Genomic DNA, 25,341 nt, shown 5'->3' with positions numbered 1-25,341 from the left:
GCCTTTCATTACGCGAATCACGTAAACTAGTTTTTATATATTAATGACAAGAATTAAAGGAAAAGCAGCGTGAAAGCGAGTGAAAGGCATCAAAAAATCATCGAACTAGTCAAAGCGCAAGGCTATGTCAGTACCGATGATTTAGTAGAAATGTTTGATGTTAGTCCTCAAACTATTCGCCGCGATCTGAATGAATTAGCGGATACCAACAAAATTCGACGCAATCATGGTGGCGCGACCATGGCCAATAGCGCGGAAAACTCGCCTTATAGTGACCGTAAAGTAATGAATCAAAATGAAAAAAATGACATCGCTCGCGCTCTAGTCAAACACATTCCTGATGGCTCAACTCTATTTATTGATATTGGCACCACGCCAGAAGCCATCGCGAAAGCTTTACTTGAAAGCCACCAGCACTTACGAATCGTAACTAATAACATTAATGCGGCAATTATTTTAATGAGCAATCCAGACTTCAAAGTCATCTTAGCTGGTGGTGAAGTACGCAATAAAGATGGTGGCGTAACAGGTGAAGCCACTCTGGATTTTATTTCTCAATTTCGTTTAGATTTCGGCATTTTAGGCATTAGTGGTGTCGACTTTGATGGATCACTACTCGATTTTGACTATCATGAAGTGCGGGTAAAACGCGCGATTATCGAAAATAGTCGCGCGGTATTCCTACCAATCGACCATTCTAAATTCGGCCGTAACGCGATGGTGAATTTAGGAAAAATTGAAGATGTCGATTTGATCGTCACCAACCAAAATCCACCAAAAGAAATTATCACTTTGATTAAAGATTTAGATATTAAGATTGAGGTTTTAAGGGGATAACATTTGAGGTTGCTGGTTTCTAGTCCCTAGTTTCTAGGAAAAGCATTCGAATCTCGTTTCTCGGCCGCTGCGCTACTCGTTGCTCGGGTGCCCTCTTGACGTTTCTTTTTCAAGCTACGAGAAGCGAAGCGCCCTAGCCACGAGCAACGACACTCTTTTATGCTCTATTCACAAACAAACTCCACCACCTTCTCACAAAACAAATCATGTTCGGTCATAAATGGCGCATGAGACGACGACTGAAAAATATAACAATCACTATTCGGTGCGTATTCACCCACTAAGTCCGCGACTTTCTTCGGTACTAGTCCATCTAGGCGACCATACAAACGCAACATTGGCGCTTGAATATCCGAAAGTGCGGGGCGTAAATCGACAGTTGCCAAAATATTTAACCCAATGGCCAGTGCTTCAGGCTTGGGCATTGGACGTGAAAATACCTGCTTTTTAATCGCTTTGACGTCTTGTCTTGCCGATGGACTACCCAAGGCTTGCAAGGTCATAAAGCCTTCAATGGTAAGTTTAAAGTTATTGGTCAGTTGTTCGGTAAAATCAGTCAGCACTTTCGGCATAATGCCGCGCCAACCTTTTTCGGCAGCAAACTTGGGTGAACTGGCTAGCGTGATCAACTTATCGACTCGTTCAGGATGCTTTACTGCAATATTGGTTGCGACTAAACCACCAAGAGACCACCCAAGATAGACTGCGGTTTCCGGCGCTTGGGCTAATACTTGGCAACAAATATCATCAAGATCGTCAGCGCTTGCTTGATGACTTAGTCCATAACCGGGTAAATCAACGCTATGCACGCGAAATTGTACCGATAACGCATCTATAGTTTGTTGCCATACCGCGCCATTCATTCCCCATCCGTGAATAAGAACGATATCTTGTCCTTCACCTTGTGATTGCCAATGCAGTTGTGTCATTGCCTTTTCCTACTAATTTCATACCTAATCAATATTATTCTGGTTGATGATGACATCATTGATTCACTTTTTCATTTTTAACTTAAATAAAATGACGCCAATGAAATTACTCGAACGCCTAAAACGTAACTTACCTCGTCAATGTCATTTATGTCACTTAACCATCACACCACAAGATGCACATCCATTACATAACCTGTGGTGCCAACATTGTGTTGAACGTTTTATCGATACCACTCCTCGCTGTCAACGTTGCGGCCTGAAAACCGTTACTCGGATAGAACAATGTGGTCAATGCTTGGTGCAACCGCCCAAATGGGATCGCTTATATTGTATTAATGACTATCAAGCGCCATTAAAAGGTTACATTCAAAAGTTAAAATATCGTCGTCAATTCTGGTTAGCCAGCGATCTTGCCTTGTTACTTGCGCCTATTATCACTGAACCTTGTCATGAATTAATTCCCGTACCATTACATTGGCGCAGGCAGTGGTCACGCGGTTTTAATCAAAGCGCTGAAATCGCGCAACAGCTCGCCAGCCACTGGCAAAAAAATCAGTTCGATTGCCAAGTAAACCATGGTGTATTTCGCCGAGTTAAAGCGACACCACAACAAAAAGGGCTGACGAAAATTGAACGTCAACGTAATACCAAACGTGCTTTTCAACTGAAAAATACACGTATCAATCAACATGTGGCACTGGTTGATGATGTAGTCACCACTGGTAGTACTTTAGCGCCTTTATGTATATTACTGAGAAAAGCAGGCGTGAAGCGAATTGATATATATTGTTTATCTCGTACCCCCACACCAAACTAAGTAAGCTTATACCCAAAGTAGTTGTAGTTTCAGTGAGGCGACAAGTGAATAAGACCTTATGAGCACAGCCTGCCTATGACCTTCTTTAATAAAGAGATAAGGAGGCGAATGAATGCTGTCAACAAAGTTGCTGCTCCAAGTACGAGGGTATAGATCAAGTTTGTTGAAATTATCAGTAAATTGGTTTGATCCATACGGCAAGAGGAGTAAAATACCCCAAAAGCCCACTAAAATAGTCAGGTATTAGTCGTGTCAGATACAATTACTATTACAGAAAGTGCTCAAGAGCATTTTGCAAAACTACTGGAACAACAAACGAATGAAACTCATATTCGAGTTTTTGTCGTGAACCCAGGTACACCTAGCGCAGAGTGTGGCGTATCTTATTGTCCACCTGAATCGGTTGAAGCATCAGATACTATTTTTGAATTCAAAGGCTTTAATGCTTACGTTGATGAATTGAGCCTACCATTTTTAGAAGAAGCCGAGATTGACTTTGTCACCGATAAAATGGGTTCACAGTTAACACTAAAAGCGCCAAACGCTAAAATGCGTAAACTGGATGACGACGCCCCTCTAATGGCTCGGGTTGAATATGCCATTCAAACTCAAGTTAACCCACAACTAGCAAGCCACGGCGGCCATGTTAGCCTAATCAGTATTTCGGATGATGGTGTGGCTCTGGTTCAATTTGGTGGCGGTTGTAACGGTTGCTCAATGGTAGATGTCACGTTAAAAGAAGGCATCGAGAAACAATTGGTCGATCAATTCGCAGGTGAATTAACCGCAGTACGAGATTCAACAGAACACCAAGCGGGTGATCATTCGTATATGTAAGACGAATATCGTTTCTAGGGCGCTTTGCTTCTCGTAACTCGAAGCAAAGCGCTCTCGGATCTCGCAACTAAGCTTTTATCTTTTCCGAGACACGAGCAACGAAGTGCCCGATAAACGAGCCACGTCTTTGTTTTTATCCTTGCTTCAATATCTCATCCCAACCAATACTCTCATCCCCCAACACAATAAAATTCGGGTTTTCTAAAGTATCTCGTTCATTGTATGACAATGGCTCTAAGCGAGTACTGAGAATTCTTCCTCCCGCCTCTTCAACAATGCATTGGGTTGCTGCGGTATCCCACTCGCCGGTTGGCCCTAAGCGGATATAACAATCTACGGATCCTTCTGCCACCAAGCATGCTTTTAATGCGGCGGATCCTAATGGCACTAATTCATAGTTACGCGCTGGGGAGAGCTTTTCTGTAATACGGTTTATGTTTTGACGACGGCTGATCGCAATGGCTATCGGTTGATCGGGTTGTTCATGCTTTAAGGTATGAATACGTAAGCTGTCATCCATTTCAGGGATCTTCCATGCGCCTTTACCTTGATAAGCAAAATAAGTCACACCTGAAACGGGGGCATACACTACGCCCATCACTGGCTGATTATTTTCAATCAACGCAATCACGGTCGCAAAATCGCCACTTCGAGCTATAAACTCTTGAGTACCATCAAGCGGGTCAACTAACCAATAACGATCCCATTTTGAACGCTTTTTGAGGCTAATATCGGCATCTTCTTCTGAAAGAATCGGGATGTTTGGCGTCAGCTCAGCCAACTGTTGCATAATGATTTTATGGGCAGCTAAATCCGCAGTCGTGACTGGCGTGTCATCGGCTTTAGTAAATTCTTGATAGTCTTTATTTTGATAAATTTCTAAAATTTGCTGACCGGCTTCACGAGCAATGCTGATCACTTGAGGAATAAGATGAGAGAGATCGCTTTGCGTTGCCGCCATGATTAGCCTTCCTTATTTTTATCACTATTTGTATCACTTGAGAGTATTCGTAGTGCCAGCATTAAAGCCGTGATACTGCGAGCTTCGCAAAAATCCATGTGAGTCAGCAGCTCTTCCGCTTGTTGCAGCGGCCAACGGATCACCTCTAACTCTTCCGGCTCATCACCTTGTAGACGTTCTGGGTATAAACCGGTGGCGAGAAATAACGTCATTTGGCTAGAAAAATAGGATGGTGCTAAAACGACTTGTTTAAGTGGCACAAACTTATCCGCGCCCATGCCTATTTCTTCTTTTAATTCACGATTGGCAGCTTGCTCTGGCGTTTCTCCCGGATCAATTAAGCCTTTAGGAAAGCCTAGCTCATAACGATTTGTTCCGGCAGCATATTCACGAATCAACAATAAATCACCTTGCTCAGTAACCGGTACTGTCATTACCCCACCGCGGTTACTTGGCTTCATACGTTCGTAGGTACGCTCTTCACCATTTGAGAAACGAAGCTCTAAGGATTCAATGGCAAATAAGCGAGATTGCGCCACCACTGAACTTGATAAGATCTCTGGCTTTTTATGCTTGGTCACTTCGTCTCTCCTTTACCACTCGATTGGGTTAACGGCTATAATTTTCCGGCAAAGCTAAATTGATAGCGGCCTTGTGCATTCGGTTCGCCTAACCATTTTAGTTGCTCTGCCATTGATGATGGGAATTCAGCCCCCGGCTTAAACCATGCCAGCGACTCATAACGAGCTTGATCATTTAAGCTTACTTTAAATTCACTCATCACTTGCGAATTATTCTGCTTACCTAACACTTCAATATTTTGCGCCTGACAAGTAATGTCTGCAATCACCGGGCCGGGTGTTAATTGACCAATCGGTGAGATAATGTTACTGCCCGTCCAAGCAAGACTACCTGTGGCTTCTTCGCACCATGGTTGCGCATATTTTAATGAAGCGAGTGATAGCTCTAAACGACCTTTTAACTCAACCGGTACTTGGGTTGGTACATAAGCCAGTACTTGCTGTATCGGCAATGACGCTAAAACATTATTAGCATACACACCAGAAAAACCAACCCCAACAAAAGCTTTTCCATCTAGCTTCATGCTGCTGCCACGACCGAAACGTACTTGGTATTCTAATTTAGCCGTCAATAGTTTACTGGCTTGAAAATCCCAAGAAAGACTACCGTATGACTGGCGGTTTACTTCCAGTTGCTGAACTTGTCCCTGCCAAATTGTACCACTAATTCCGGTCACTTCTACGCCACGTTGAGCGGGCAATTGACTATACACCCAAGACGCAGGAATATGTGCCACTAAACTTGCAATCAGCATCAATACAAAAACCAGCAGATACCATTTCATACTTTTCACAAATCTAATCCTTTCACAAACGTATCGCTAAAATGGCTAACCACGCTGAAACTGTAAGCGGTTAACTTCAACCATACCGGCTTTATCTGAACGGTTAATGTCTAAGAATAACACTTGCAGACCATATTGATCGCGCAACTGAGCTAACCAATTAATTAAGGTATTAAATGGCACCGGTTGAATCCATACTTGCAACATATCATCACGCGGTTGCATACGGATCAACTCGATATTAAAACGAGTGGCGGTCGATGACACTACCTGGTTTAACGGTTGACTACGCTGTACACCTTTAGTACCAGTTTGCGCACGTAATGTGACAATATGATCGGCAGATTGAGTCACCCAACCCAACAATTGTTTTTCATTATTTAAACGCATTTGCGCTTGTTCTGTACGGGCGCTTAGTGGTTGTAAGATCCCCCAATACAAAAAGCCTGCTGCAAATAATCCACCGCAGATTAATACGAGTCGTTGTTCCCTAGTAGAAATACTGTGCCACCAGCGAAGTACTGGGGCCATAAGAGCGGTTAATTTATCATTCATGAGCCACTCCCTTTCTTTTTGATCACATAGCTCCCTTGCACTAGATCACCATTTTTATTTAACTGGCCTTGGCTAACATCAAACTGTTTGGCCAACTCTACTCTCAAGCGCTCAAAAGATTGAAAATCATCACTTTGTGCATTTAAACGAATTTCTTGGCGAGTGCCATCAAATTGTACGCTTTGCACCGTGACTGATTTAACGGTCTGTAATGCTGGTGTCAACTTAGCCATCCAACCCAGCATAGAAACACCACCGCCTCCAGAGCCCGATAAAACATTTTCTTCATCTTGCATTAAACGCTTTAAATAGCTGACGGTTGGAATGCGTTGTCGTTCAGGAAATACGCTACGAAATATCCGTTCACTCTCCGCTCGATAAGCTTGAGTTTGCGCTTCTATTTGTTGAACTTGCACTGTTTGTTGTACTAGTAGTAATACCAATAGAATACTCGCGGCAATCGCCACCTTACGCCACACTCGTAAATGCTTAAACCACGATGATTGCGCTTTAAACGGCCCAGTTAATAAGTTAGTTTTTGATTCAATAGCCCCTTGCGCAAAGGTTAGCATTGCCATCTCTTTCGGCGCAGAAATCCAGCGGCCTGGTAAATCAGCATGTTGTTCAGGCAGTTCGCTATAGCTATAAATCGTGAAGTGCTCACCAGTAGCATGAACATGTTCTAAAGCATCAACACTCGACTGTGCTTCAGCGACAATTTCTTTACTCGATAACACCGCACTGTCGGCAGCATCGCTATCTTGTACTTCATCCTCAGACTGTTCATTATCTTGCAGCAAGCTTTCAAAACTTAACGCATCACTATCGGGATCGAGCCAGCCTGACGCTAAAAACACATCGAGCCAATCATCATCAACCGCCGCACCTTTCACATCACTTTTGCGCATTAGCCACTGGTGATTGATGTGCATCGCACTGATGTAATTATCTTTTAATGGCAAAGCTAAGCAATCTGGCAGCACTTTTTTTAGCTCAATGCCATGCGATTTAAACTCATCGACCCAATCAGATAAATATTGCTGCTCAACCGTGGCAACAATCGCCTGATCGCCTTGCTTTTTGATCACGCTAAAGTGCATGCGCTCAATATCTTGCGTCAGCTCATCTTCCATTAAGAATGGCAACATTGAGTGTAATTGACGCCCTGCACCCGATGGAATTTGAATCGGGGTAATTAACACATCACTGCTTGGCAACAGCGCGATCACACTACGTTGAACGCTGTAATCAACTAATTCACCTAATTGCTCTCGATTCGATAATTCACCTGAGGCAATCACTTCTTGTAAGCTTGGTGACCAAACTAACCAAGGCATTGGATCAGTTGGATTACTGCTCAGTTTGATTGTCAGAAACTCGTTCACTGATCCCTCCGAAACGACGACGTATCACTTGTGTCGTTTTTTTATCTGAACTGTAGATTAGACTACGCAGCCTAACCCTTGAATCTTCTACTTTAATTTGTGCATCTAACTCAAAATACTGGCTAGTCACCGCTAAAAATGGGCTCGCTTTACTGGTAATATTGGCGGGTACTCGAGTCATTTGCGGTTCATTTAAAAAGGTTTCCACATCTTGCCAACCGTCATGCGGTCGATTTTCAATTAGTTGCTGCGCGTCACTTAAGCTCAATGACGGTTGAAACATTCCAGCCAACAACAAGGCTTGCTGAGGCTTTAAGGTATTCACATTAATATACAAATCGGTACTCGGTAGCGCGCAAGCCACTTGATTTAAAATCATCATTGCCGGAACCGTCACTTGATTCACCGCTCTCAATTCACTGCTATCGGCAATTAAGCCATCTGGTGCGTCATAGCTAGGTTGAAACCCTTCATAGGTAGCACTTTCTACCCCACTTTGAGTGCTCACTTGATCATCACTATCAACATACTCTTTAATCGAATCGGCAATCACTTCCGCTTGATAGTTATCAACGCCTTCCTCTTGCAGCATATAAGCCAAAGCTTTTAATAAATAGGGGCGCTCGGGCGTATTTGTTGCCGGTAATGCCGCCAGTGCATTAACATTAAAACAAGCTTGTTTATCGATAATGCTACCGACTGCATCACCATTTTCTAGTGGATATTGAGTGCCTTCAATCGCCCACGCTTGGCTTAAATTAATATTATCGTCATTGTCTTTATAACTTTCTTCGATAGCAACTTGAGCCAATGCTTCCACCCCCATACTGTACCAGTAAGCTTGTTGGTGATTTAATAAATTACTGGCGCGATAAAACTGAGTCGACATTCTTTCTGTCATCGTCGCGGCAATAGCCACTAGCACCGCCACCAGCAATAGCACAAATATAAGCGCCACACCTTGTTGACGCTTAACGCCGCCAAGTGAGCCACGGCTATACGAAGCTCGGCTAGATACATTACGAGAAGAAACCAACATTATTGCGAGATCTCCTCATCCGAACTATTGAGTGATGCTGCCTGACCTGGCGCGGTTAAATACACCCGTCGGATCTTGGCGTAATCTTTTAATTCCAGAGTCACTTCCACCGCTTGTGGCAGTTTATCTTCCACTTGCCAAGTTTCTTGCCATCTATTGTTCTCGCTGTCGTAAAACCGAAAACGTAATGCTTCAACATCGGATAATAGCGATTTATGTAATGGCTCTTGTCCTTCTGGCGTATCAGGATAACGCCACCATACTCGCTCTAATTGATTGTCGACGACTCGATAGCCAACCTTAACCACTTCCCCTCGTGGAAAAGCGTGCTGAGGGTTTTGCCAACCTAGTCGGGTAAACAGTATCCCTTGTGATTGGGAATCCAATAAATATTGATCGACATACAATAAACGACTGCCATGGGCATTAGCGCGCCCCTTAAATGAACGAGCAACCATTTGGCGAAAGTCACTGTCCATAATAATCATCGCTCGTTGCATCTCTTGCAGACGACCGGTTTTCTCCACCGACAGTTGATTGCTACGTTGAACCTGATTCACCACTTGATAAGCGGCAATGCTCAAACTGGCAAATACCATGATGGCGACCATCACCTCTATCAAGGTAAAGCCCTTACGGAACGCTCTATGGCTTAGACCTTTCTTACGGCTGAACATAAGTCCTCACCGTCATCAGAGTACTTTTTCGCTGCGGATCTAAAGACACACTCACATCCACCGCTTTAATTAAATCTAATCCTGTTTTAACGGGGGTTGCCGTCCAGTACCATGTTTGTCCAGCAAGCTTTTCTTCCCCCTTTTTAGTCGCAGTAAACGACTCAGACAAATGCACCATTGCCAATTGGTTATCCACCACCATACTGGCAAAGGTTTTTTCTTCTAAATAGCTCAGAGTGTTGATGTGTTGAGTCACCGCGCGAATCACGCTAATTGCAGCAGTGGCAAATATTGCCAACGCAATCAAGACTTCCAATAAAGTCATGCCTCGAACCTGCTTACGATTCATCATCGACTCCATCACGACTCATCCCCGGAGCCAAAAGTTGAATGACGCCAGCTTCGGTCACTTTCACCCGCCAAGTTTGCTCAGGTTTTTGATTGGGCTCTGAGGTAAAAGTTAATAAAAATGGAGTCACATCACCACTGGATAATACGTACACTTGTGGTGGCTTAGGCTTAGCATCCGAATCTTCAAAGCGATCTTCATAGAAATCTTCTTGTTCAAAAAGGCTATCGCTATCGCCCCACGCTTCACTACCTAACTCAAAACTAAAGGTTAAGTCTTCTGGCAATGTGGTTTCGGTAAAATACTTGCTGTTTTTTACCTTCTGCCAACCGCCTTCGGTTAATTGCATATAGGTATAAATCGACTTTTTCTCATCGAAACGTAAACCGTAATCTTGACCATTGAGGATCGCATCATCACTGAGCAATTGCAGTCGTTGGAAAAAACGGGAAGCTTCGTCCTTCGCTTGATCGTCATTACTCTGCGGCAAGGTTTGCACCACCGCTAACGCACTGAGTGACATTAACACCACCACTAACAGTACTTCGAGTAAAGTAAAACCACGCTGACGCTGCATTGTGTTCCTTAGGTTTTGTTGCGGGTTTTTAGTTGTCATTCCGTACATGAGCCTAAGCGAAGAAGATACGGAATCTCCTACAGCAGTTGATAAACCAAATGTTGTAGGAGATCCTGAACTGCGCTCCTACGTCGCTTTTCAGGATGACGGCTTTTTTCATTTTCAAGCAACGAGAAGTAAAACGCTCGAGGTACGAGCAACAATATTGTCGGCTCCCGAGCGAAGCGTCCTCGTACCTCGACTCTCTCTGTTACTGAAAATCTTGAATATTCCAGTTACCAATATCTTTCTGTGAACCATCATCACCACCTTCTTGACCATCTGAACCTAGAGTAAAGATATCAACTGTGCCGTGATCGCCTGGGCTTAAATATTGGTAGTCACCACCCCATGGATCACTAGGAAGACGCTTAATATAGCCGCCGTCACGATAGTTACGTGGCTCAGGACTTCCAGTTGGTTTACTCACTAATGCATCCAAACCTTGGTCTGTGGTTGGGTAAACACTGTTATCTAGCTTGTACATATCCAGCGCATTTTCTAGCGCCACAATATCCGTCACCGCTTTTTGTTGATCAGCTTTTTCTTTGTTACCCAATAAGTTCGGGACAACGAAGCTAGCTAGAATCCCCAAAATAACGACTACAACCATGACTTCCAGCAAAGTAAATCCGGATTGTTTTTTAGTCGATAAGTTTAATTTTTTACTCATTGTGACTCCTAAAAAAATATCAATTTTATTTTTGGTATCTTGTGTTTCGTATCTCGTTTCTCGGGCGCTACGCTGCTCGTGGCTCGAAAAAGATGAAAGCAAAAGCATTCATTGGCCCGAATAAGCGAAGCGACCTAGCAACGTTCTTTTACTGCGTCACTAAATTATTTAATTCCAATATCGGCATTAAAGTTGCGGTAACGATAAACAGCACAATACCGGCCATTGCTACAATCAATAATGGTTCGAAAATACCTAATGCCATATTAACCAAAGATTCAAAATCTCGGTCTTGGTTGTCGGCGGCGCGAATTAACATAGGTTCAAGCTCACCACTTTGTTCACCACTGGCGATCATATGAAGCATCATCGGTGGGAATAAGCGGGTGTGCTCAAGCGATTTACGCAAACTGGTCCCTTCTCGAACTTTATCGGCGGCATCTAAAATCTGTGCTTTAAAATATTGGTTGCTCATTACATCGGCTGCCACTCGCATCCCATCTAATAGCGGAATGGCGCTGGATGAACAAATCGCTAAGGTTCGAGCAAAACGCGAGGTATTCAGCCCTTTAGCCACTTTGCCTATCACTGGCAGTGCTAAGACTCGTTTATCCCACTTCATGCGAAAGTCGGGTTTATTCAATGCTACCTTTAAAGCAAATATCAACAGTACAATCAGCCCAAGCACCAACAATCCCCAATGTTGCACAAAATTACTGGCGACCAATAAAAACTCGGTCGACATCGGCAAGCCTTGCCCCATTTGCACAAATTGATCGACAATTTTCGGTACGACTGCGGCAAGTAAGAATGCCACTACGCTGATGGCAATTAGCGTCAGCATAGTTGGGTAGATAAGAGCTTGCTGTAGCTTAGAGCGCATCTTTTGACGGTTTTCAGCATAGTCGGCTAGTCGATCAAGAATGGCATCCAAATGACCCGACTTTTCACCTGCTGCCACCATAGCGCAAAAGAGATCATCAAAGACTGCTGGGTATTCCGCCATGCTGTCCGATAAGGTATAACCTTCGACTACTCGCGAGCGAATACTGACTAGCATATTTCGAATATGTGGCTTTTCAGATTGATCGGCTACCGCGCGAATACATTCTTCTAGCGGCATGCCAGCTTGTACTAGGGTTGATAATTGACGCGTGACTAAGGCTAATTCATTGGTACTGATACCGCGCTGGAAGCTAAAACCACTCGATTTAGTTCGTTGTGATTTGGCTTTGGTTTCCACCACTTCGGTGGGCATTAAGCCTTTTTCTTTCAGGCGCTGACGCACTTGGCGGGCATTATCGCCTTCCAATACGCCTTTCTTTTGCTTACCTTTTGCATCGAGTGCTTTATATTCAAACGCCGCCATGGGTTACACTTCCTTGGTCACACGTAACACTTCTTCTAAAGTAGTCACGCCACGGCGAACTTTAGCCAAGCCATCATCACGAATACTTGGCGTTTTAGCTCGAATCGCTTTCTCAATGACCTGCTCGCCGGCTTCCGAATGGATCAATTCTTGGGTTTCATCATCAATTAGCAATAGTTCATGGATACCAGTACGGCCACGATAACCTTTGTGGTTACAGTGCTCACAACCTTGTGGTTTATAAAGCTCTAATGAATCATCGGCGCTCACGCCAAACAATTGCTTTTGTTGAGCATCGGCTTGATAAGGTTGCTTACAGCTAGAGCATAAAGTTCGTACTAGACGCTGCGCCAATACCCCCAATAATGAAGATGAAATTAAGAAAGGTTCAATCCCCATATCGCGCAAACGAGTGATCGCACCAATTGCGGTGTTGGTGTGCAAAGTCGACATTACTAAGTGACCAGTTAATGAGGCTTGTACTGCGATTTGTGCCGTTTCTAAATCACGAATTTCCCCAACCATAACCACATCTGGATCTTGACGCAAAATCGCACGCAACCCACGAGCAAAGGTCATATCCACTTTTGGGTTTACTTGAGTTTGACCGATTCCATCAATATCAAATTCAATCGGATCTTCCACAGTTAAAATATTACGTTCACTGCTGTTAAGCTCTTGCAAACCTGCATACAAGGTCGTTGATTTACCCGAACCTGTAGGACCAGTCACCAAAATAATACCGTGTGGTCTTGCAATTAAATGACGAAATGCTTCGTGGTTTTTAGGCGTCATACCTAGACTATGTAAATCTAAGCGCGTGGCGTTTTTATCTAATAAACGCATTACGACTCGTTCACCATGGGAAGACGGCATGGTCGATACACGCACATCCACTGCACGACCACCGATACGTAATGAAATCCGGCCATCTTGCGGGACACGTTTTTCAGCGATATCGAGCTTAGACATCACCTTGACGCGAGACACCAAAATCGGCGCGAGTTTACGGCTTGGCGATAATACTTCACGCAGCACACCATCGACTCGAAAGCGGATCGATAAGACTTTCTCGAAGGTTTCAATATGAATATCTGAAGCGCCTTCTTTGATCGCTTCGCCTAACATGGCGTTGATCAATTTAATGATCGGCGCATCATCTTCTGATTCTAATAAGTCTTCGTTTTCTGGCAGTTCTTCGGCTAATGAAAAGAAGTCATCATCCGCGCCAATATCTTCCATCAACTGACGTGCTTCTGATGAATCGCGTTGATAAGCATCAGTCAACTTATTCTCAAATTCATTAACCGTCAGTTTTTGTGGCTTAAAGGATTGCCCAGACGCGCGACGTATTTCAAGCAACACTTGTGGAGTAAGCGATCCGCAATAGTACAGGACACTTTGTTGTTGCTCGTTATAATCCAACACCACTTGATGACGTTTAGCATAAGCAAAAGGCAGACGAAACTTAGGACGAAAGTCTTGCTCATCCATGGATTCTGGTGCCATATCTTGTGCTGAATCGACCATTATTGATTACCCTCAACCTGAGCACTTTCACTGTGATTTAATTGTTCAAGGAAAGCTTGAATTTCAGCAGGTTGACGCTCACCTTGACCAAGCTTAGGCAATACTGGTGTTTCTGCATTCGGAAGCAGTTTTAAGCCTTTTTGCGCTTTATATAACTGCTCAGCGCGAATGTAATTGTATTTACGACGCGACAGACCATCGATCGACATACCATCGCGAATAATAGTCGGCTTAATAAACACCATTAAGTTCTTTTTCTCTTTGGTGGTGTTGGTATAAGAGAATAATGCACCTAAATAAGGAATATCACCCAATAGCGGTACTTTCGAGACACTCTCTTGCGCGCGTTCATCAATCAAACCGCCGAGCACAATCATTTGACCATCTTGCACCATCACAGACGTGTTAATTTGACGCTTAGCAAAACGTACATCCACGGCACCATTGGCACCAAGTACATTGGAAACTTCTTGCTCGATTTGCATTTGAATTGAGTCACCTTCGTTAATTTGAGGTGTCACTTTAAGTTTGATACCCACTTCTTTACGATCCACGGTTTGGAATGGGTTTGAGTTATCTGAGCTGGCGGTAGAGCCCGTCACGACCGGCACTTCTTCACCGACAATAAACGAAGCTTCGCTGTTATCTAACACGGTAATACTTGGAGAAGACAGAATATTAGAATTACTGCTGGTTGCCACCGCACTAATTAGTGCCGTCCAATCACCTTTTACAATACTCAGCGCCGCACCATTCACACCACTTAATGCTGCTGCTAATGTTGAATAGTCACCAGATTCAGTTGTGGTTTCATTTCGAAGGAAATTACCGTCAGTATCATATACAGCTGTTGTACTAGACGTATCTTTAGCTTCTTCAATACCAACAGCCACCTCTCCAATTCGGGCATTCGCGTTGGAGTACTGCACCATGCTGCCAGTTTCTAGGTTGCCATATTGCACACCGAGATCGATACCTTCACCTTCGGCAAGCTCAACAATCAAAGCTTCAATCAATACTTGCGCGCGGCGAATATCTAACTGACCAATCACCTCTTGAAGTGCTTTCATAATATCTGGCGGTGCGGTTAACACTAAAGCGTTAGTGCCTTTATCAGCCGTAATCATGACTTTGGTTTTACTGGTACTGCCAGCGCCTGATTGAGAATCTTTTTCTGCTTGTAGATTTTCAGATACTCCTGTTAATACATCCACCAAATCTTCTGCTTTAGCATAACGTAAATACACCACGCGGTTATTGCCTTTGGTAGCCATTTCAACATCAAGTTGACTAATCAGTTTTTTCAAACGTTGGCGAACTTTCGGGTCACCCGAAATTAGAATCGAGTTAGTACGCTCATCAGCGACTAACTTAGGTTGTAGTAATTCAGGGGTATTTTTGGCATCGGCGCTTTTGCTTAGAGAATCAACAATTCGCACCATTTCGGTAGCTGAGGCATTTTTTAACTCAACCACTTCGACTTCTTTATCGCCGGCTTGATCGACACGTTTAATAATTTCCGCCAAGCGGTTTACTACCGACGCTCGACCCGTTAAAAGAATGATATTTGATGGATCGTAGTGCACAACATTACCAGCTCCAGCATTATCATTTAGCTGACGTAAAATAGGTGAAAGCTCTCTAACTGAAACATTTTTCACAGGAACAACACGAGTGATCACTTGATCGCCAGAAATACTCGAATCATTTCCCACCACAGGCACTGCCGCGGTTTTGGCATCTTTATCTTTAATTACTTTTAAAATGCCATTGTCCATTTCCACCACAGCGTAACCATAGACTTCCAATACATTAAGGAAGAACTTGTAATATTGTTCTTGGTTAAGAACATCGTAACTACGCACATCAATTTTGCCGCGCACCGATGGGTCGACAATAATCGTCTTTTGTAAATTACGCCCGACAATATTGATAAACTCTTGAATATCAGTACCTTTAAAACTAGCACTAAAATCTTCTGCAATAGCAGATACCGAGACCAAACTTGTCATTACAATTAGCGAGACTTTGCTCAACCACTTTTTCACACCATGCTCCTGCTCACCTGAGGTGACGTTGCTATACTCTTCGTTCCTGAATTAAAGCTCGGTACGAATTGAGAATCCATTTTAAAATTGAATATAAATATCATGAGTCTGACCATCTCTTTCCACGGTTAGGTTCCATTCCATAGACTCTAATGCCGTTTTCCATAATGTTGCCATTTTCGATGGGTCAGTGAGATCTTGTCCGTTTAATGCAGTGGCAATATCACCATCTTGTAAACCAACTTGTTCAAATAAAGCGCGATCTTTACCGGGACGAACTCGGTAACCTTTTAATTGCCCTTCATCCATCACTTGTGAAAGACGAATATATTGAAATATTTTTTGTGGATCTTCGGAAATCTCTTTGCGAATTGTATCTAAATCTGCCACATCATCCGTCGTAGCTTGATTCTCAACAGGATTACGTGTAACTGATTGAGGCGATTTACTATAATCAACACCTTGCAGCATCAAGGTTTCATCACGCCCTTGGTTGCTAATAATTACTCGGTCGACATACACCGCGGTCAGTGTGACTCGCGTACCATCTATGGTTTCACCAATGCCGTAAGTCGCCTGCTTACCTTGATTAGCAATAATTGCGAGGCTTAATTTATCGTTGCTACTGGCAACGGCTCCCACTAGCGTTAAACTCAAACGTGTTTGAGGTGCATCTTGGGCGACTTGTTGTTTTTGAGTTGGTGTTTGAGTGTATAAACCAAATAAATTAGCACTTAAGAGTGGGGATAACGTATCAGTTTGACTGTTTGAAGAAGTTTGAGAGGCAATCACATTCGGTGCCGACCAACGAGCAATACCAGAGGTCGGGAATAATAGCGCCCATAATAAGATGCCGACCACCCAAGCGATCAGAGCCGTTAATAGCATAGTGATAACAAAACTTAGCTGAGATTGATTTTGTAACCAACGATTCGCCAATTGTGTCCATTGTTGTTGGATATTCTCTTTTGACACCATTAGAGATGACACCTTAAATTCGATTCCATTCTTATTTATTTTTCGAAGCCTAACCTTAACGGTTTAAAGAGATTAAACCAAATTAATTCATTCGATCATGTCTTTATACCCAAGTAACATCAAGATGTGAGCTTCAGCAAGAATAAAACAAGCTTTCGGCAAGGAAAATAGGACATAATCATTGTTATTCTATCTCTGTTCAATTTAGCAATGCTAAATGCAGAATCATTCATTAAGCTAACAATTCTGATAGTTTTACATTCACTGAACCAATGCAGACAACGGAATCGAAAATTATATCCCCAAATTCTTACATCTTTCGAATTATGCCTTGAAAATACCAAAAACCACCTCCATTTGAGTCATATTATGAGTAATTAACAAGGTATAACTTTTACTCTCTTTACTGTTAACCCTTCGAGGCCATATCTCAGAATGAGTTCACAAACTTTATCAGTCCGTTTAGATAAATGGCTATGGGCCGCCCGTTTTTACAAAACACGTTCCATTGCCAGAAGTATGGTTGAAGGTGGCAAAGTTCACTATAATGACCAACGTAGTAAACCAAGCAAAATTGTTGAGCTCGGTGCTTCTATCCGCTTACGTCAAGGTAATGAAGAAAAGACTGTGATCATCGAAAAAATTTCCGATCAACGTCGCGGAGCGCCTGAAGCACAAACCTTATATACAGAAACGCAAGACAGTATTGCCAAGCGTGAAGAAAATGCTCAAAAACATAAACTGAACGCACTGTATAGCCCAAGCCCAGAACGACGTCCTGATAAAAAACAACGACGTAACCTCATTAAATTTAAACAACAATAAGCCCAGGCTAGGAGTTTCCAACTAATGGCAAATAACCTTTTACATCGCTATTTATTCGAAGATTTGTCTGTTCGTGGTGAATTAGTGCAACTTGATACCGCTTACCAACAAATCATTGCCAACAAGGATTACCCACAGCCGTTACAAAACTTATTGGGTGAACTACTGGTAGCAACAAGCCTACTCACCGCAACTTTAAAGTTTGAAGGCTCTATTACTTTACAACTGCAAGGTGATGGCCCAGTTTCTTTAGTAGTCATTAATGGCGATCATGACCAAAAAATGCGTGGTGTTGCACGCTGGGAAGGTCAAATTTCTGACGATGCAGGCCTACACCAAATGATTGGCAAAGGGCATTTAGTGATCACGATTTCTCCCGATAAAGGTGAACGCTACCAAGGTGTAGTGGGTTTAGAAGGCGATACGCTTTCAAAAGTACTAGAAAGCTATTTTGAGCGTTCAGAGCAGCTAAAAACACGTTTATGGTTCCGCACGGGTGAACATGACGGCCAAGCCCATGCCGCTGGTATGTTATTGCAAATCATGCCTGACGGTACCGGCTCTGCTGATGATTTTGAACACTTAGAAAAGCTGACCGAAACCATTAAGAATGAAGAATTGTTCTCACTAGAAGCCAATGACGTGCTTTACCGCTTGTATAACCAAGAAAAAGTACAGTTATTTGAAGCACAACCGGTCAAATTTTTCTGTGGTTGTTCGCGTGAGCGTAGCGCAGGAGCGATTGCAACCGTTGCCAAGGAAGAATTGGATGACATCTTAAAAACAGAAGGTGAAGTGGCTCTGCATTGTGACTACTGTGGCAGCACTTATTCTTTCGATGCAGCACAAGTTGATCAAATATTAACAGCCGCGAAAAAAAACCTGCATTAATTCATTGTATACAATAAGTTATACGTGACACTAAATAAGCCGACTCAGTTCGGCTTTTTTTTCCTCTAAAATCAGCTTTTAATTCCATATTTAGTCTCACCTTTAAGCACTTATTTTATTCAAGATAATAATCATAGTGTTCTTGACTCCACCTTTTTGTACTCTGATATTTGCTAAAATCACAACAGAGCTCAAATAAACCACACATAGAAAGTGGTTATAATGTGTTCATTACCTAACATTATAATATTCCCTACAAATTTCCTATTAAGGAGCACCTATGACCGTTATAGAAAAGAGCACTACTGTTGCCCAATTGGATCTCACAACTTACGGCATTACTGACACAACCGACATCATTCGTAACCCTAGTTATGAACAACTGTTCGTTGAAGAAACTCAAGAAAATTTAAGCGGCTATGAAAAAGGTATTGTTACTGAACTTGGCGCGATTTCAGTCGATACCGGTATTTTTACAGGTCGATCCCCCAAAGATAAGTACATCGTAAAAGATGACACAACTAAAGATACCTTGTGGTGGTCTGATCAAGGTAAAAACGACAACAAACCAATCACGCCTGAAGTCTGGTCTGATTTAAAGTCGTTAGTCACGACTCAACTGTCAGGTAAACGTATTTTTGTGATCGACTGCTTCTGTGGTGCCAATCCTGAGTCACGATTAAAAGTTCGCGTGATCACAGAAGTTGCATGGCAAGCTCATTTCGTAAAAAATATGTTTATTCGCCCAACCGAGCAAGAACTGCAAGAATTTGAGCCTGATTTCATCGTCATGAATGGTGCCAAGACCACCAACCCTAACTGGCAAGCTCAGGGATTAAACTCCGAAAATTTTGTCGCCTTTAACTTAACCGAACGCATTCAAATCATCGGAGGCACTTGGTATGGCGGTGAAATGAAAAAAGGTATGTTCGCCATGATGAACTACCTACTACCGCTTAAAGGCATGGCGTCAATGCATTGCTCTGCCAACGTAGGTGAAGATGGTGATGTGGCGATTTTCTTTGGTCTGTCAGGCACTGGCAAAACCACCCTATCTACTGACCCAAAACGTCAGTTAATTGGCGATGACGAACATGGCTGGGATGATGACGGGGTATTTAACTTTGAAGGCGGTTGTTACGCCAAAACAATCAAATTATCGAAAGAGGCTGAACCGGATATTTATAACGCCATTCGCCGTGATGCGTTACTAGAAAATGTAACGGTTTCAGACGATGGCATTATCGATTTTAACGATAACTCAAAAACTGAAAATACCCGTGTTTCTTACCCGATTTATCACATTGAGAATATTGTTAAGCCCGTTTCTAAAGCTGGTCATGCACAGAAAGTGATTTTCTTAACTGCTGATGCCTTTGGAGTATTGCCTCCGGTTTCAAAACTGACGCCCGAGCAAACTAAGTATCACTTCTTATCTGGCTTTACTGCAAAACTAGCCGGTACAGAGCGTGGGATCACCGAGCCTACGCCAACCTTCTCCGCCGCCTTTGGCGCAGCATTTTTAACCTTACACCCAACACAATACGCAGAAGTATTAGTAAAACGTATGGAAGCCGCTGGCGCAGAAGCTTATTTGGTGAATACCGGTTGGAATGGCAGTGGTAAACGTATCTCCATTCAAGATACTCGTGGCATTATTGACGCGATTTTAGATGGCTCTATCGATCACGCACCAACTAAAGTTATTCCAACCTTCAACCTAGAAGTACCAACTGAACTACCTAACGTTGATAGTCAAATTCTCGATCCGAGAGATACTTATGTAACGGCAGAGCAATGGCAGCTTAAAGCCGATGAACTGGCGCAACTTTTCATAAAAAACTTTGATCAATATACTGACAACGATGAAGGTAAATCCTTAGTTAAGGCTGGCCCTCAACTGTAGTTTTATGCCTAAAGCGACTTAACTGAAACGAGAAACTTAACGGTTTCTCGTTTTTTATTATGGGTTGTAGACCCAAAGTAATTGGAGTGATAATAAGAAGAGCGAATAGCTAAACAAAACAGCAACTTTAAGTACGGAGGAAGCACCCAATCTAAGCAGGAATAATTGTACCTAAACGAATAACTGCTTATACTTCATAGCTCTAACCGCCTCGTTAATGGGGAGATGAACACACAGGACGTTACATGAGAAAACTACTAGCCATTATTGTTGGCTTGATTTCATTAATGATTGTTGCTCTTTCCGCTTCTTACGCAGCCTTACACACTAAATATGCCGCTCAGGTAGTCAATACGGTTCTTGAATATGCTTACCAAGATAATATCCAAGTTCGTGAGGTTAACTATTCATACCAAGAACCTAAGCACTTACAACTTTACGGTGTGTTGATCAAGAATGGTAATGAGGAATCCATCCTCGTTGATAAAATAGATATTTGGCTGGCAAAACATGCTTGGCGAAATAACCGACTACAAATTGATAGTGTGGTGGTTGATGGCATTACTCTACAAGCGGGATGGCCTAACCTAGATTTTCCGGATTATATCCAGTTAAATAAATTATCAATAGCCAACGTCGACTTCGCGGATAACGACTGGGTAGGACGTGACGTTAATATCCAGATTAAATCCCCTGAAAAACGTGATGATAGACTACTGCCTTTTTATGGTGAGATTCAACTCTCCGCCGGACAGCTCTATTGGCAAGGTGAAGCCATTAATAACTTATTTCTTGATGGTGATATCACGCCAGAACATTCAACCTTTTACGATATTCGTTTCCAGTGGCGCAAAGGTCAATTTTCTGCCCAAGCCACCAAAAAGCAATCACAAAAAATCTGGCAACTCCCTCGCGTGACAATTAGTGGATTACGCTTACAACAAAATAACCTCAATAATATTAGCCAGCAAAGTATCGATTGGTTTAATCAACAAGCAATGACAATCGATGATCTTGAAATCAGCAACTCCAGTATCGAAGTGCCTAATTTTTCAGTTAATAATATTAAGCTAACCGCTGAACAACTTAACTTGCCATTTAATTTTTGGCATCAGCAAAATGCCTCTATCTTTGCTACCGCCGATACCATGAGCACTTTTGGTCAGGCGATTCATTCACCGGCTTTAGATATTAACTTGCACCCTAATATCGCCAACATCCACGATATTTCATTAGAGATGCTGCAAGGTAATCTGCACATTCAAGGTCAAGCCACCCCAACCGGTTTAGACTTGTCACAATTCAATATTAATAATATGAAATGGATTTCAACCGCGGAATCTAAACAGTTGGCACTAGATTACTTGTCCAACTTACAGTCTCTTAAAGCCAAGATGCTTACCATTAACAATGTGCAATTTATCGATCTCACCACTTCCCCAGCCAAGCAAGCAACCGGACTCAGCATTGACGGTGATAATCTTGAAATTAAAAAACAAGGCGATTGGGGTTTATGGCAAGGTGAGTTAAGCATTAGTGCCAATCGGGCTAGCTACGATAGTGTTAATAGTAAAAACCTACTGGTCAGTATGCGCAGTGAAAAAGGTCACTTTTGGCTGAATAAGCTATTTATCCCATTAGAAAATGGCCTAGTCAAAGGCTCTGGCGAGATGGCATTTAGCCAAACCAGTCAGCCCTGGAAGCTTGCACTTGAAGCCTCAGGGATCCCGCTGCGCTTTTTCTCTCGTTGGTTTGATTTACCATTGCATCTCGATGGTATTACTGATTTCACGGTAAAAGGTGAAGGCTTATATGGCGATCAGTTAATCTTCAACCATAGTGTCACCGGACAGCTTAACGCAAGTGTTACCCGTGCCACTAGCGATGATGACTTCCAAACCTTATGGCTTCGTAATCAAGGTGTTGAATTGCCACCATTAACGCCACCACAAAATTCAACGACTACTGCAGAAGATAAAACGGCACAAGCTAAACCAGTGAAACAGAAGGACAAGAAGGTCCAGTCAGTTATTATCAGTGACATACATTTAATGGCTGACCGAGGCCGTTTATCACTTAAACCATTTAAGATCGAAGGCAAAGATTTCTCTGCCCAGCTAGGTGGCGAGTACGACTTTTTATTCCCAGAAAAAGGCAATCTGAAATATCGCTTACAAGGTGAATGCCAAGCGTTAGTGTTTGATTTACTCAGTCATAAAGACTCAGTGTTAGTGGAAAATAACTGCCACTAAGCCGACGGGACACAAGCAACTCAAAGCCAAATAAAAAGACGGTGATAGTATCAACTATCACCGTCTTTATTGTATGTCCTTTTTAATTAAAACTATTACTTAACCAACGGCGCTTCGCCTAAAAAATCAGTCATCAACATATAAGTACCAGTAAATTCCACTGCTGCCACATCACCACTATAAACGGTCACCTTCACGATCACCCTAGCACGGCGTCCACTGACCAAACGATCTAAGTCACCACTAATACCATCTAAAGAGGTTACCGCAACTGGACTTTGTGTCACCGGGGCACGAAAACGCACTTGGCTATCGGCTAAGATAATATCCGCTTCTAAACCTTTTTCACGCATTAATAACCAAGCCATTCCCCAGCCTGTTAATGTGGTTAAAGTAAATAATGAACCGGCAAACATGGTTTCATGCGGGTTGATGTTTGGGTTAAGTGGCGCTGAACATTCAAATTGATAACCCGTATATTGGCTAATGTGTATACCCATCGCCGCACAAATTGGAATCTCTTGTCGCCAGCGCTTTTGTAATTCATCACACCAATCTGGACGGCGTGAAACATTGGCACTTGCTTTTAAACGCTTCAACATTTGCTGATGACGAGTCGGGCCTCTTTCATCACTGAGTTCACCTTGGCTTTCAAAGCCATTTTTAGCGTAAAAATTAATCGCATCTTCACGTGAGTTACACACCAGGCGCTTAGCACCTTCTTGCATCGCATACGACTCTAACGCCACCAGAATCAATGAACCTAGCCCTTTACTTCGATGATGAGGGTGCACTGCCATATAACGTATTTGGCCTTCGCTATTTGGCGTTAAATACATACGGCCTACTGCCATGATACGGCCTTTTCCATCAACAATCATACGATGGGCACTCATTTCATCATATTCATCACGTTCAGAACCTTGTGGTTGATGAAATGGTTCTCGCAGCATTTGCCAACGGAAGTGATAATATTTTTGCAAGTCAGATTCGTTTCTTGGCGTCACTAACTTAAACATGTAAGTCCCTTACTATTTAATTGGTTAATCCACATTCAATCTATTAAGTTCGGTAATACTTTATACTTGTAGCCAGAAAGTTACCGGGCCATCGTTGATCAGCGCCACTTTCATATCCGCCGCAAATTGACCGTTTTCAGTATGAACATCCGCTTGCTGACAGCACTGTGAGAAATAGTGATATAACCTTTCCGCTTCTTGTGGATCAGCCCCTTTAGAAAAGCTCGGACGCATGCCTTTTTGCGTATCCGCAGGTAAAGTAAATTGCGATACAACTAAGACTTCACCACCTGCTTGCTTCACATTGAGGTTCATTTTACCTTGGTCATCTTCAAAAATTCGATAACCTAATACTCGTTCGCTCAAGCGTTTAGTCTTTGCTTCATCATCGCCTTTTTCTACCCCAAGTAGCACTAATAAGCCTTGATTAATACTACCGACAATCTCGCCATCAACCTTAACACTGGCTTCACTGACCCTTTGAATCAAAGCAATCACACATCATTCCTTTTATGAGTAAATTTTTCTTTTAACTTTTGTAATGGATGGTAGGGCCCTTCATCATACCAATCTTCTCGTTCGCCAAGACTTGCGGTCACTTCCGCACCGACTAACACGATAAACCAACACAAATATACCCAAACAAATAAAATTGGTATTGCTGCCAATGCGCCATAAATTAACTGATAGGATGGAAATGCGGTGATGTACATTGCAAAACCTTTTTTCGATAACTCAAAAAGTAATCCGGCAACGAGAGCACCTGTGCAAGCGTTAAGGAATTTCACTTTAATATTCGGTACCAGCATATACAAGCCGACGAAAGTCGACATCGATAAAATCATCGGCAAAATTCGGTAAATACCACTGACCACTTCTTGGCTAAGGTATCGTTCCGAAGTGATATAAGAACTGAGCGCCAAGCTAGCTCCCATAAACAAAGGTCCTAAAGTTAGTACCATCCAATACATAGAAAATGAATAAACTAAGCGGCGTTTACGTTTAACCCGCCAAATAAAATTAAGATTCTTATCAATATTAGAAATCAACATCATAGCGGTAACGAATACGAAAAAACCACCTATTGCCGTCATACTAGAAGTATTGGATATAAAAGTATTGAGGGCATTTTTTACCGCATCGCCAGCAGCTGGCATAAAGTTAAGAAACACAAACTCTTGGATTTGTTCAGTAATACCATGAAAAACGGGAAATTGAGATAGAATTGTAACCAGTACCGTTACCAGTGGCACCAGTGATAGCAATGAGATATAAGCCATATATCCAGCATTCACAGTTAAACGGTCACGAACGATACGATCCTTTAAGTACACCAAATAATGGATATATACATTGATTTTTTTGTCCATCATCACGTCCTTAATGATATTAACTAAGATGGTCACTTTAACAAAATGAAATACTTTTAATCGAATACCAGCCTATAATCTTAAGATAATTTAACCTCATAACTGACTT

Annotated in this window: 25 protein-coding genes; 7 read left to right on the top strand and 18 right to left on the bottom strand. The window is 42.6% G+C overall.

Annotated elements, in window-relative coordinates:
• Positions 1-69 precede the first annotated feature (69 nt).
• Positions 70-837 (top strand): DeoR/GlpR family transcriptional regulator, encoded by a 768-nt coding sequence (locus ACE3G9_RS07660; RefSeq protein ID WP_417879604.1) that lies wholly within the window; start codon positions 70-72, stop codon positions 835-837.
• Positions 838-1,001: 164 nt separating this feature from the next.
• Here ACE3G9_RS07660 and bioH read toward each other — a convergent pair whose 3' ends face one another.
• Positions 1,002-1,766 carry a pimeloyl-ACP methyl ester esterase BioH gene (gene bioH / locus ACE3G9_RS07655; protein ID WP_449218830.1) on the bottom strand — a complete coding sequence of 255 codons (765 nt, stop codon included), beginning with the start codon at positions 1,764-1,766 and terminating at the stop codon, positions 1,002-1,004.
• A gap of 100 nt (positions 1,767-1,866) precedes the next feature.
• On the opposite strand from bioH, the gene ACE3G9_RS07650 reads away from it, so the two are divergent.
• Positions 1,867-2,586: a ComF family protein gene (locus ACE3G9_RS07650; RefSeq protein WP_449218829.1), complete on the top strand. Its 720-nt coding sequence runs from the start codon at positions 1,867-1,869 to the stop codon at positions 2,584-2,586.
• A 249-nt stretch (positions 2,587-2,835) separates the two neighbouring features.
• Positions 2,836-3,423: a Fe-S biogenesis protein NfuA gene (gene nfuA, locus ACE3G9_RS07645; RefSeq protein ID WP_417879601.1), complete on the top strand. Its 588-nt coding sequence runs from the start codon at positions 2,836-2,838 to the stop codon at positions 3,421-3,423.
• A gap of 133 nt (positions 3,424-3,556) precedes the next feature.
• Here nfuA and cysQ read toward each other — a convergent pair whose 3' ends face one another.
• The 14 genes from cysQ to gspC all read right to left on the bottom strand — a co-directional run bounded on the left by cysQ (position 3,557) and on the right by gspC (position 16,969).
• Positions 3,557-4,384: a 3'(2'),5'-bisphosphate nucleotidase CysQ gene (gene cysQ / locus ACE3G9_RS07640; protein WP_417879600.1), complete on the bottom strand. Its 828-nt coding sequence runs from the start codon at positions 4,382-4,384 to the stop codon at positions 3,557-3,559.
• Positions 4,385-4,386: 2 nt separating this feature from the next.
• Positions 4,387-4,965, bottom strand: a complete 579-nt coding sequence (gene nudE, locus ACE3G9_RS07635; protein WP_417879599.1) for an ADP compounds hydrolase NudE — start codon at positions 4,963-4,965, stop codon at positions 4,387-4,389.
• 35 nt (positions 4,966-5,000) lie between these two features.
• Positions 5,001-5,750 carry a type II secretion system protein N gene (locus ACE3G9_RS07630; protein ID WP_417879715.1) on the bottom strand — a complete coding sequence of 250 codons (750 nt, stop codon included), beginning with the start codon at positions 5,748-5,750 and terminating at the stop codon, positions 5,001-5,003.
• A 45-nt stretch (positions 5,751-5,795) separates the two neighbouring features.
• Positions 5,796-6,305 (bottom strand): type II secretion system protein M, encoded by a 510-nt coding sequence (locus ACE3G9_RS07625; protein WP_417879598.1) that lies wholly within the window; start codon positions 6,303-6,305, stop codon positions 5,796-5,798.
• Positions 6,302-7,690, bottom strand: a complete 1,389-nt coding sequence (gene gspL, locus ACE3G9_RS07620) for a type II secretion system protein GspL (RefSeq protein WP_449218828.1) — start codon at positions 7,688-7,690, stop codon at positions 6,302-6,304. The genes ACE3G9_RS07625 and gspL overlap by 4 nt, the downstream gene beginning before the upstream one ends.
• On the bottom strand, positions 7,656-8,729 hold the full coding sequence (gene gspK, locus ACE3G9_RS07615) for a type II secretion system minor pseudopilin GspK (protein WP_417879596.1): 1,074 nt from the start codon (positions 8,727-8,729) through the stop codon (positions 7,656-7,658). Before gspK ends, gspL begins: the two co-directional genes overlap by 35 nt.
• Positions 8,729-9,406: a type II secretion system minor pseudopilin GspJ gene (gspJ, locus tag ACE3G9_RS07610; protein ID WP_417879595.1), complete on the bottom strand. Its 678-nt coding sequence runs from the start codon at positions 9,404-9,406 to the stop codon at positions 8,729-8,731. Before gspJ ends, gspK begins: the two co-directional genes overlap by 1 nt.
• On the bottom strand, positions 9,393-9,755 hold the full coding sequence (gspI, locus tag ACE3G9_RS07605) for a type II secretion system minor pseudopilin GspI (RefSeq protein ID WP_417879594.1): 363 nt from the start codon (positions 9,753-9,755) through the stop codon (positions 9,393-9,395). The genes gspJ and gspI overlap by 14 nt, the downstream gene beginning before the upstream one ends.
• Positions 9,745-10,332 carry a type II secretion system minor pseudopilin GspH gene (gene gspH, locus ACE3G9_RS07600; RefSeq protein WP_449218827.1) on the bottom strand — a complete coding sequence of 196 codons (588 nt, stop codon included), beginning with the start codon at positions 10,330-10,332 and terminating at the stop codon, positions 9,745-9,747. The genes gspI and gspH overlap by 11 nt, the downstream gene beginning before the upstream one ends.
• Positions 10,333-10,582: 250 nt before the next feature.
• The gene (gspG, locus tag ACE3G9_RS07595; protein ID WP_027698025.1) at positions 10,583-11,044 is read right to left on the bottom strand and encodes a type II secretion system major pseudopilin GspG; all 462 of its coding nucleotides are present in this window, start codon (positions 11,042-11,044) and stop codon (positions 10,583-10,585) included.
• A 148-nt stretch (positions 11,045-11,192) separates the two neighbouring features.
• Positions 11,193-12,413, bottom strand: coding sequence for a type II secretion system inner membrane protein GspF (gspF, locus tag ACE3G9_RS07590; protein ID WP_449218826.1), 1,221 nt, complete (start codon positions 12,411-12,413; stop codon positions 11,193-11,195).
• Between the two features lie 3 nt (positions 12,414-12,416).
• Complete coding sequence (gspE, locus tag ACE3G9_RS07585; RefSeq protein ID WP_449218864.1) at positions 12,417-13,907, bottom strand: type II secretion system ATPase GspE; 1,491 nt, start codon at positions 13,905-13,907, stop codon at positions 12,417-12,419.
• 35 nt (positions 13,908-13,942) lie between these two features.
• Positions 13,943-15,955 (bottom strand): type II secretion system secretin GspD, encoded by a 2,013-nt coding sequence (gspD, locus tag ACE3G9_RS07580; protein ID WP_449218863.1) that lies wholly within the window; start codon positions 15,953-15,955, stop codon positions 13,943-13,945.
• A 117-nt stretch (positions 15,956-16,072) separates the two neighbouring features.
• A complete protein-coding gene (gene gspC / locus ACE3G9_RS07575; RefSeq protein WP_417879591.1) occupies positions 16,073-16,969 on the bottom strand; it encodes a type II secretion system protein GspC in 897 nt (298 codons plus the stop codon).
• A gap of 435 nt (positions 16,970-17,404) precedes the next feature.
• Between gspC and hslR the strand changes: the two genes are divergently transcribed.
• The 4 genes from hslR (at position 17,405) to ACE3G9_RS07555 (ending at position 22,843) form a co-directional block, all read left to right on the top strand.
• Positions 17,405-17,794 (top strand): ribosome-associated heat shock protein Hsp15, encoded by a 390-nt coding sequence (gene hslR, locus ACE3G9_RS07570; RefSeq protein WP_417879590.1) that lies wholly within the window; start codon positions 17,405-17,407, stop codon positions 17,792-17,794.
• Positions 17,795-17,818: 24 nt separating this feature from the next.
• Positions 17,819-18,685 carry an Hsp33 family molecular chaperone HslO gene (gene hslO, locus ACE3G9_RS07565; RefSeq protein ID WP_417879589.1) on the top strand — a complete coding sequence of 289 codons (867 nt, stop codon included), beginning with the start codon at positions 17,819-17,821 and terminating at the stop codon, positions 18,683-18,685.
• Between the two features lie 280 nt (positions 18,686-18,965).
• Positions 18,966-20,591 (top strand): phosphoenolpyruvate carboxykinase (ATP), encoded by a 1,626-nt coding sequence (gene pckA, locus ACE3G9_RS07560; protein WP_417879588.1) that lies wholly within the window; start codon positions 18,966-18,968, stop codon positions 20,589-20,591.
• A gap of 245 nt (positions 20,592-20,836) precedes the next feature.
• Positions 20,837-22,843 (top strand): AsmA family protein, encoded by a 2,007-nt coding sequence (locus ACE3G9_RS07555; RefSeq protein WP_449218825.1) that lies wholly within the window; start codon positions 20,837-20,839, stop codon positions 22,841-22,843.
• Between the two features lie 95 nt (positions 22,844-22,938).
• Here ACE3G9_RS07555 and ACE3G9_RS07550 read toward each other — a convergent pair whose 3' ends face one another.
• Genes ACE3G9_RS07550 through ACE3G9_RS07540 form a run of 3 tightly spaced genes read right to left on the bottom strand, consistent with a single transcriptional unit; the run spans position 22,939 to position 25,235 of the window.
• Entirely contained in the window at positions 22,939-23,862 is a 924-nt protein-coding gene (locus tag ACE3G9_RS07550) for a bifunctional GNAT family N-acetyltransferase/hotdog fold thioesterase (RefSeq protein WP_417879586.1), read from the bottom strand.
• A gap of 60 nt (positions 23,863-23,922) precedes the next feature.
• Positions 23,923-24,360 (bottom strand): D-aminoacyl-tRNA deacylase, encoded by a 438-nt coding sequence (gene dtd, locus ACE3G9_RS07545; protein WP_417879585.1) that lies wholly within the window; start codon positions 24,358-24,360, stop codon positions 23,923-23,925.
• On the bottom strand, positions 24,357-25,235 hold the full coding sequence (locus tag ACE3G9_RS07540; protein WP_449218824.1) for a virulence factor BrkB family protein: 879 nt from the start codon (positions 25,233-25,235) through the stop codon (positions 24,357-24,359). The genes dtd and ACE3G9_RS07540 overlap by 4 nt, the downstream gene beginning before the upstream one ends.
• Positions 25,236-25,341: the final 106 nt, after the last annotated feature.

The sequence above is a fragment of the Vibrio sp. E150_018 genome (assembly GCF_053544035.1).
The sequence above is the reverse complement of the archived record's forward strand: the minus strand, read 5'-3'. Positions and strand labels throughout refer to the sequence as shown.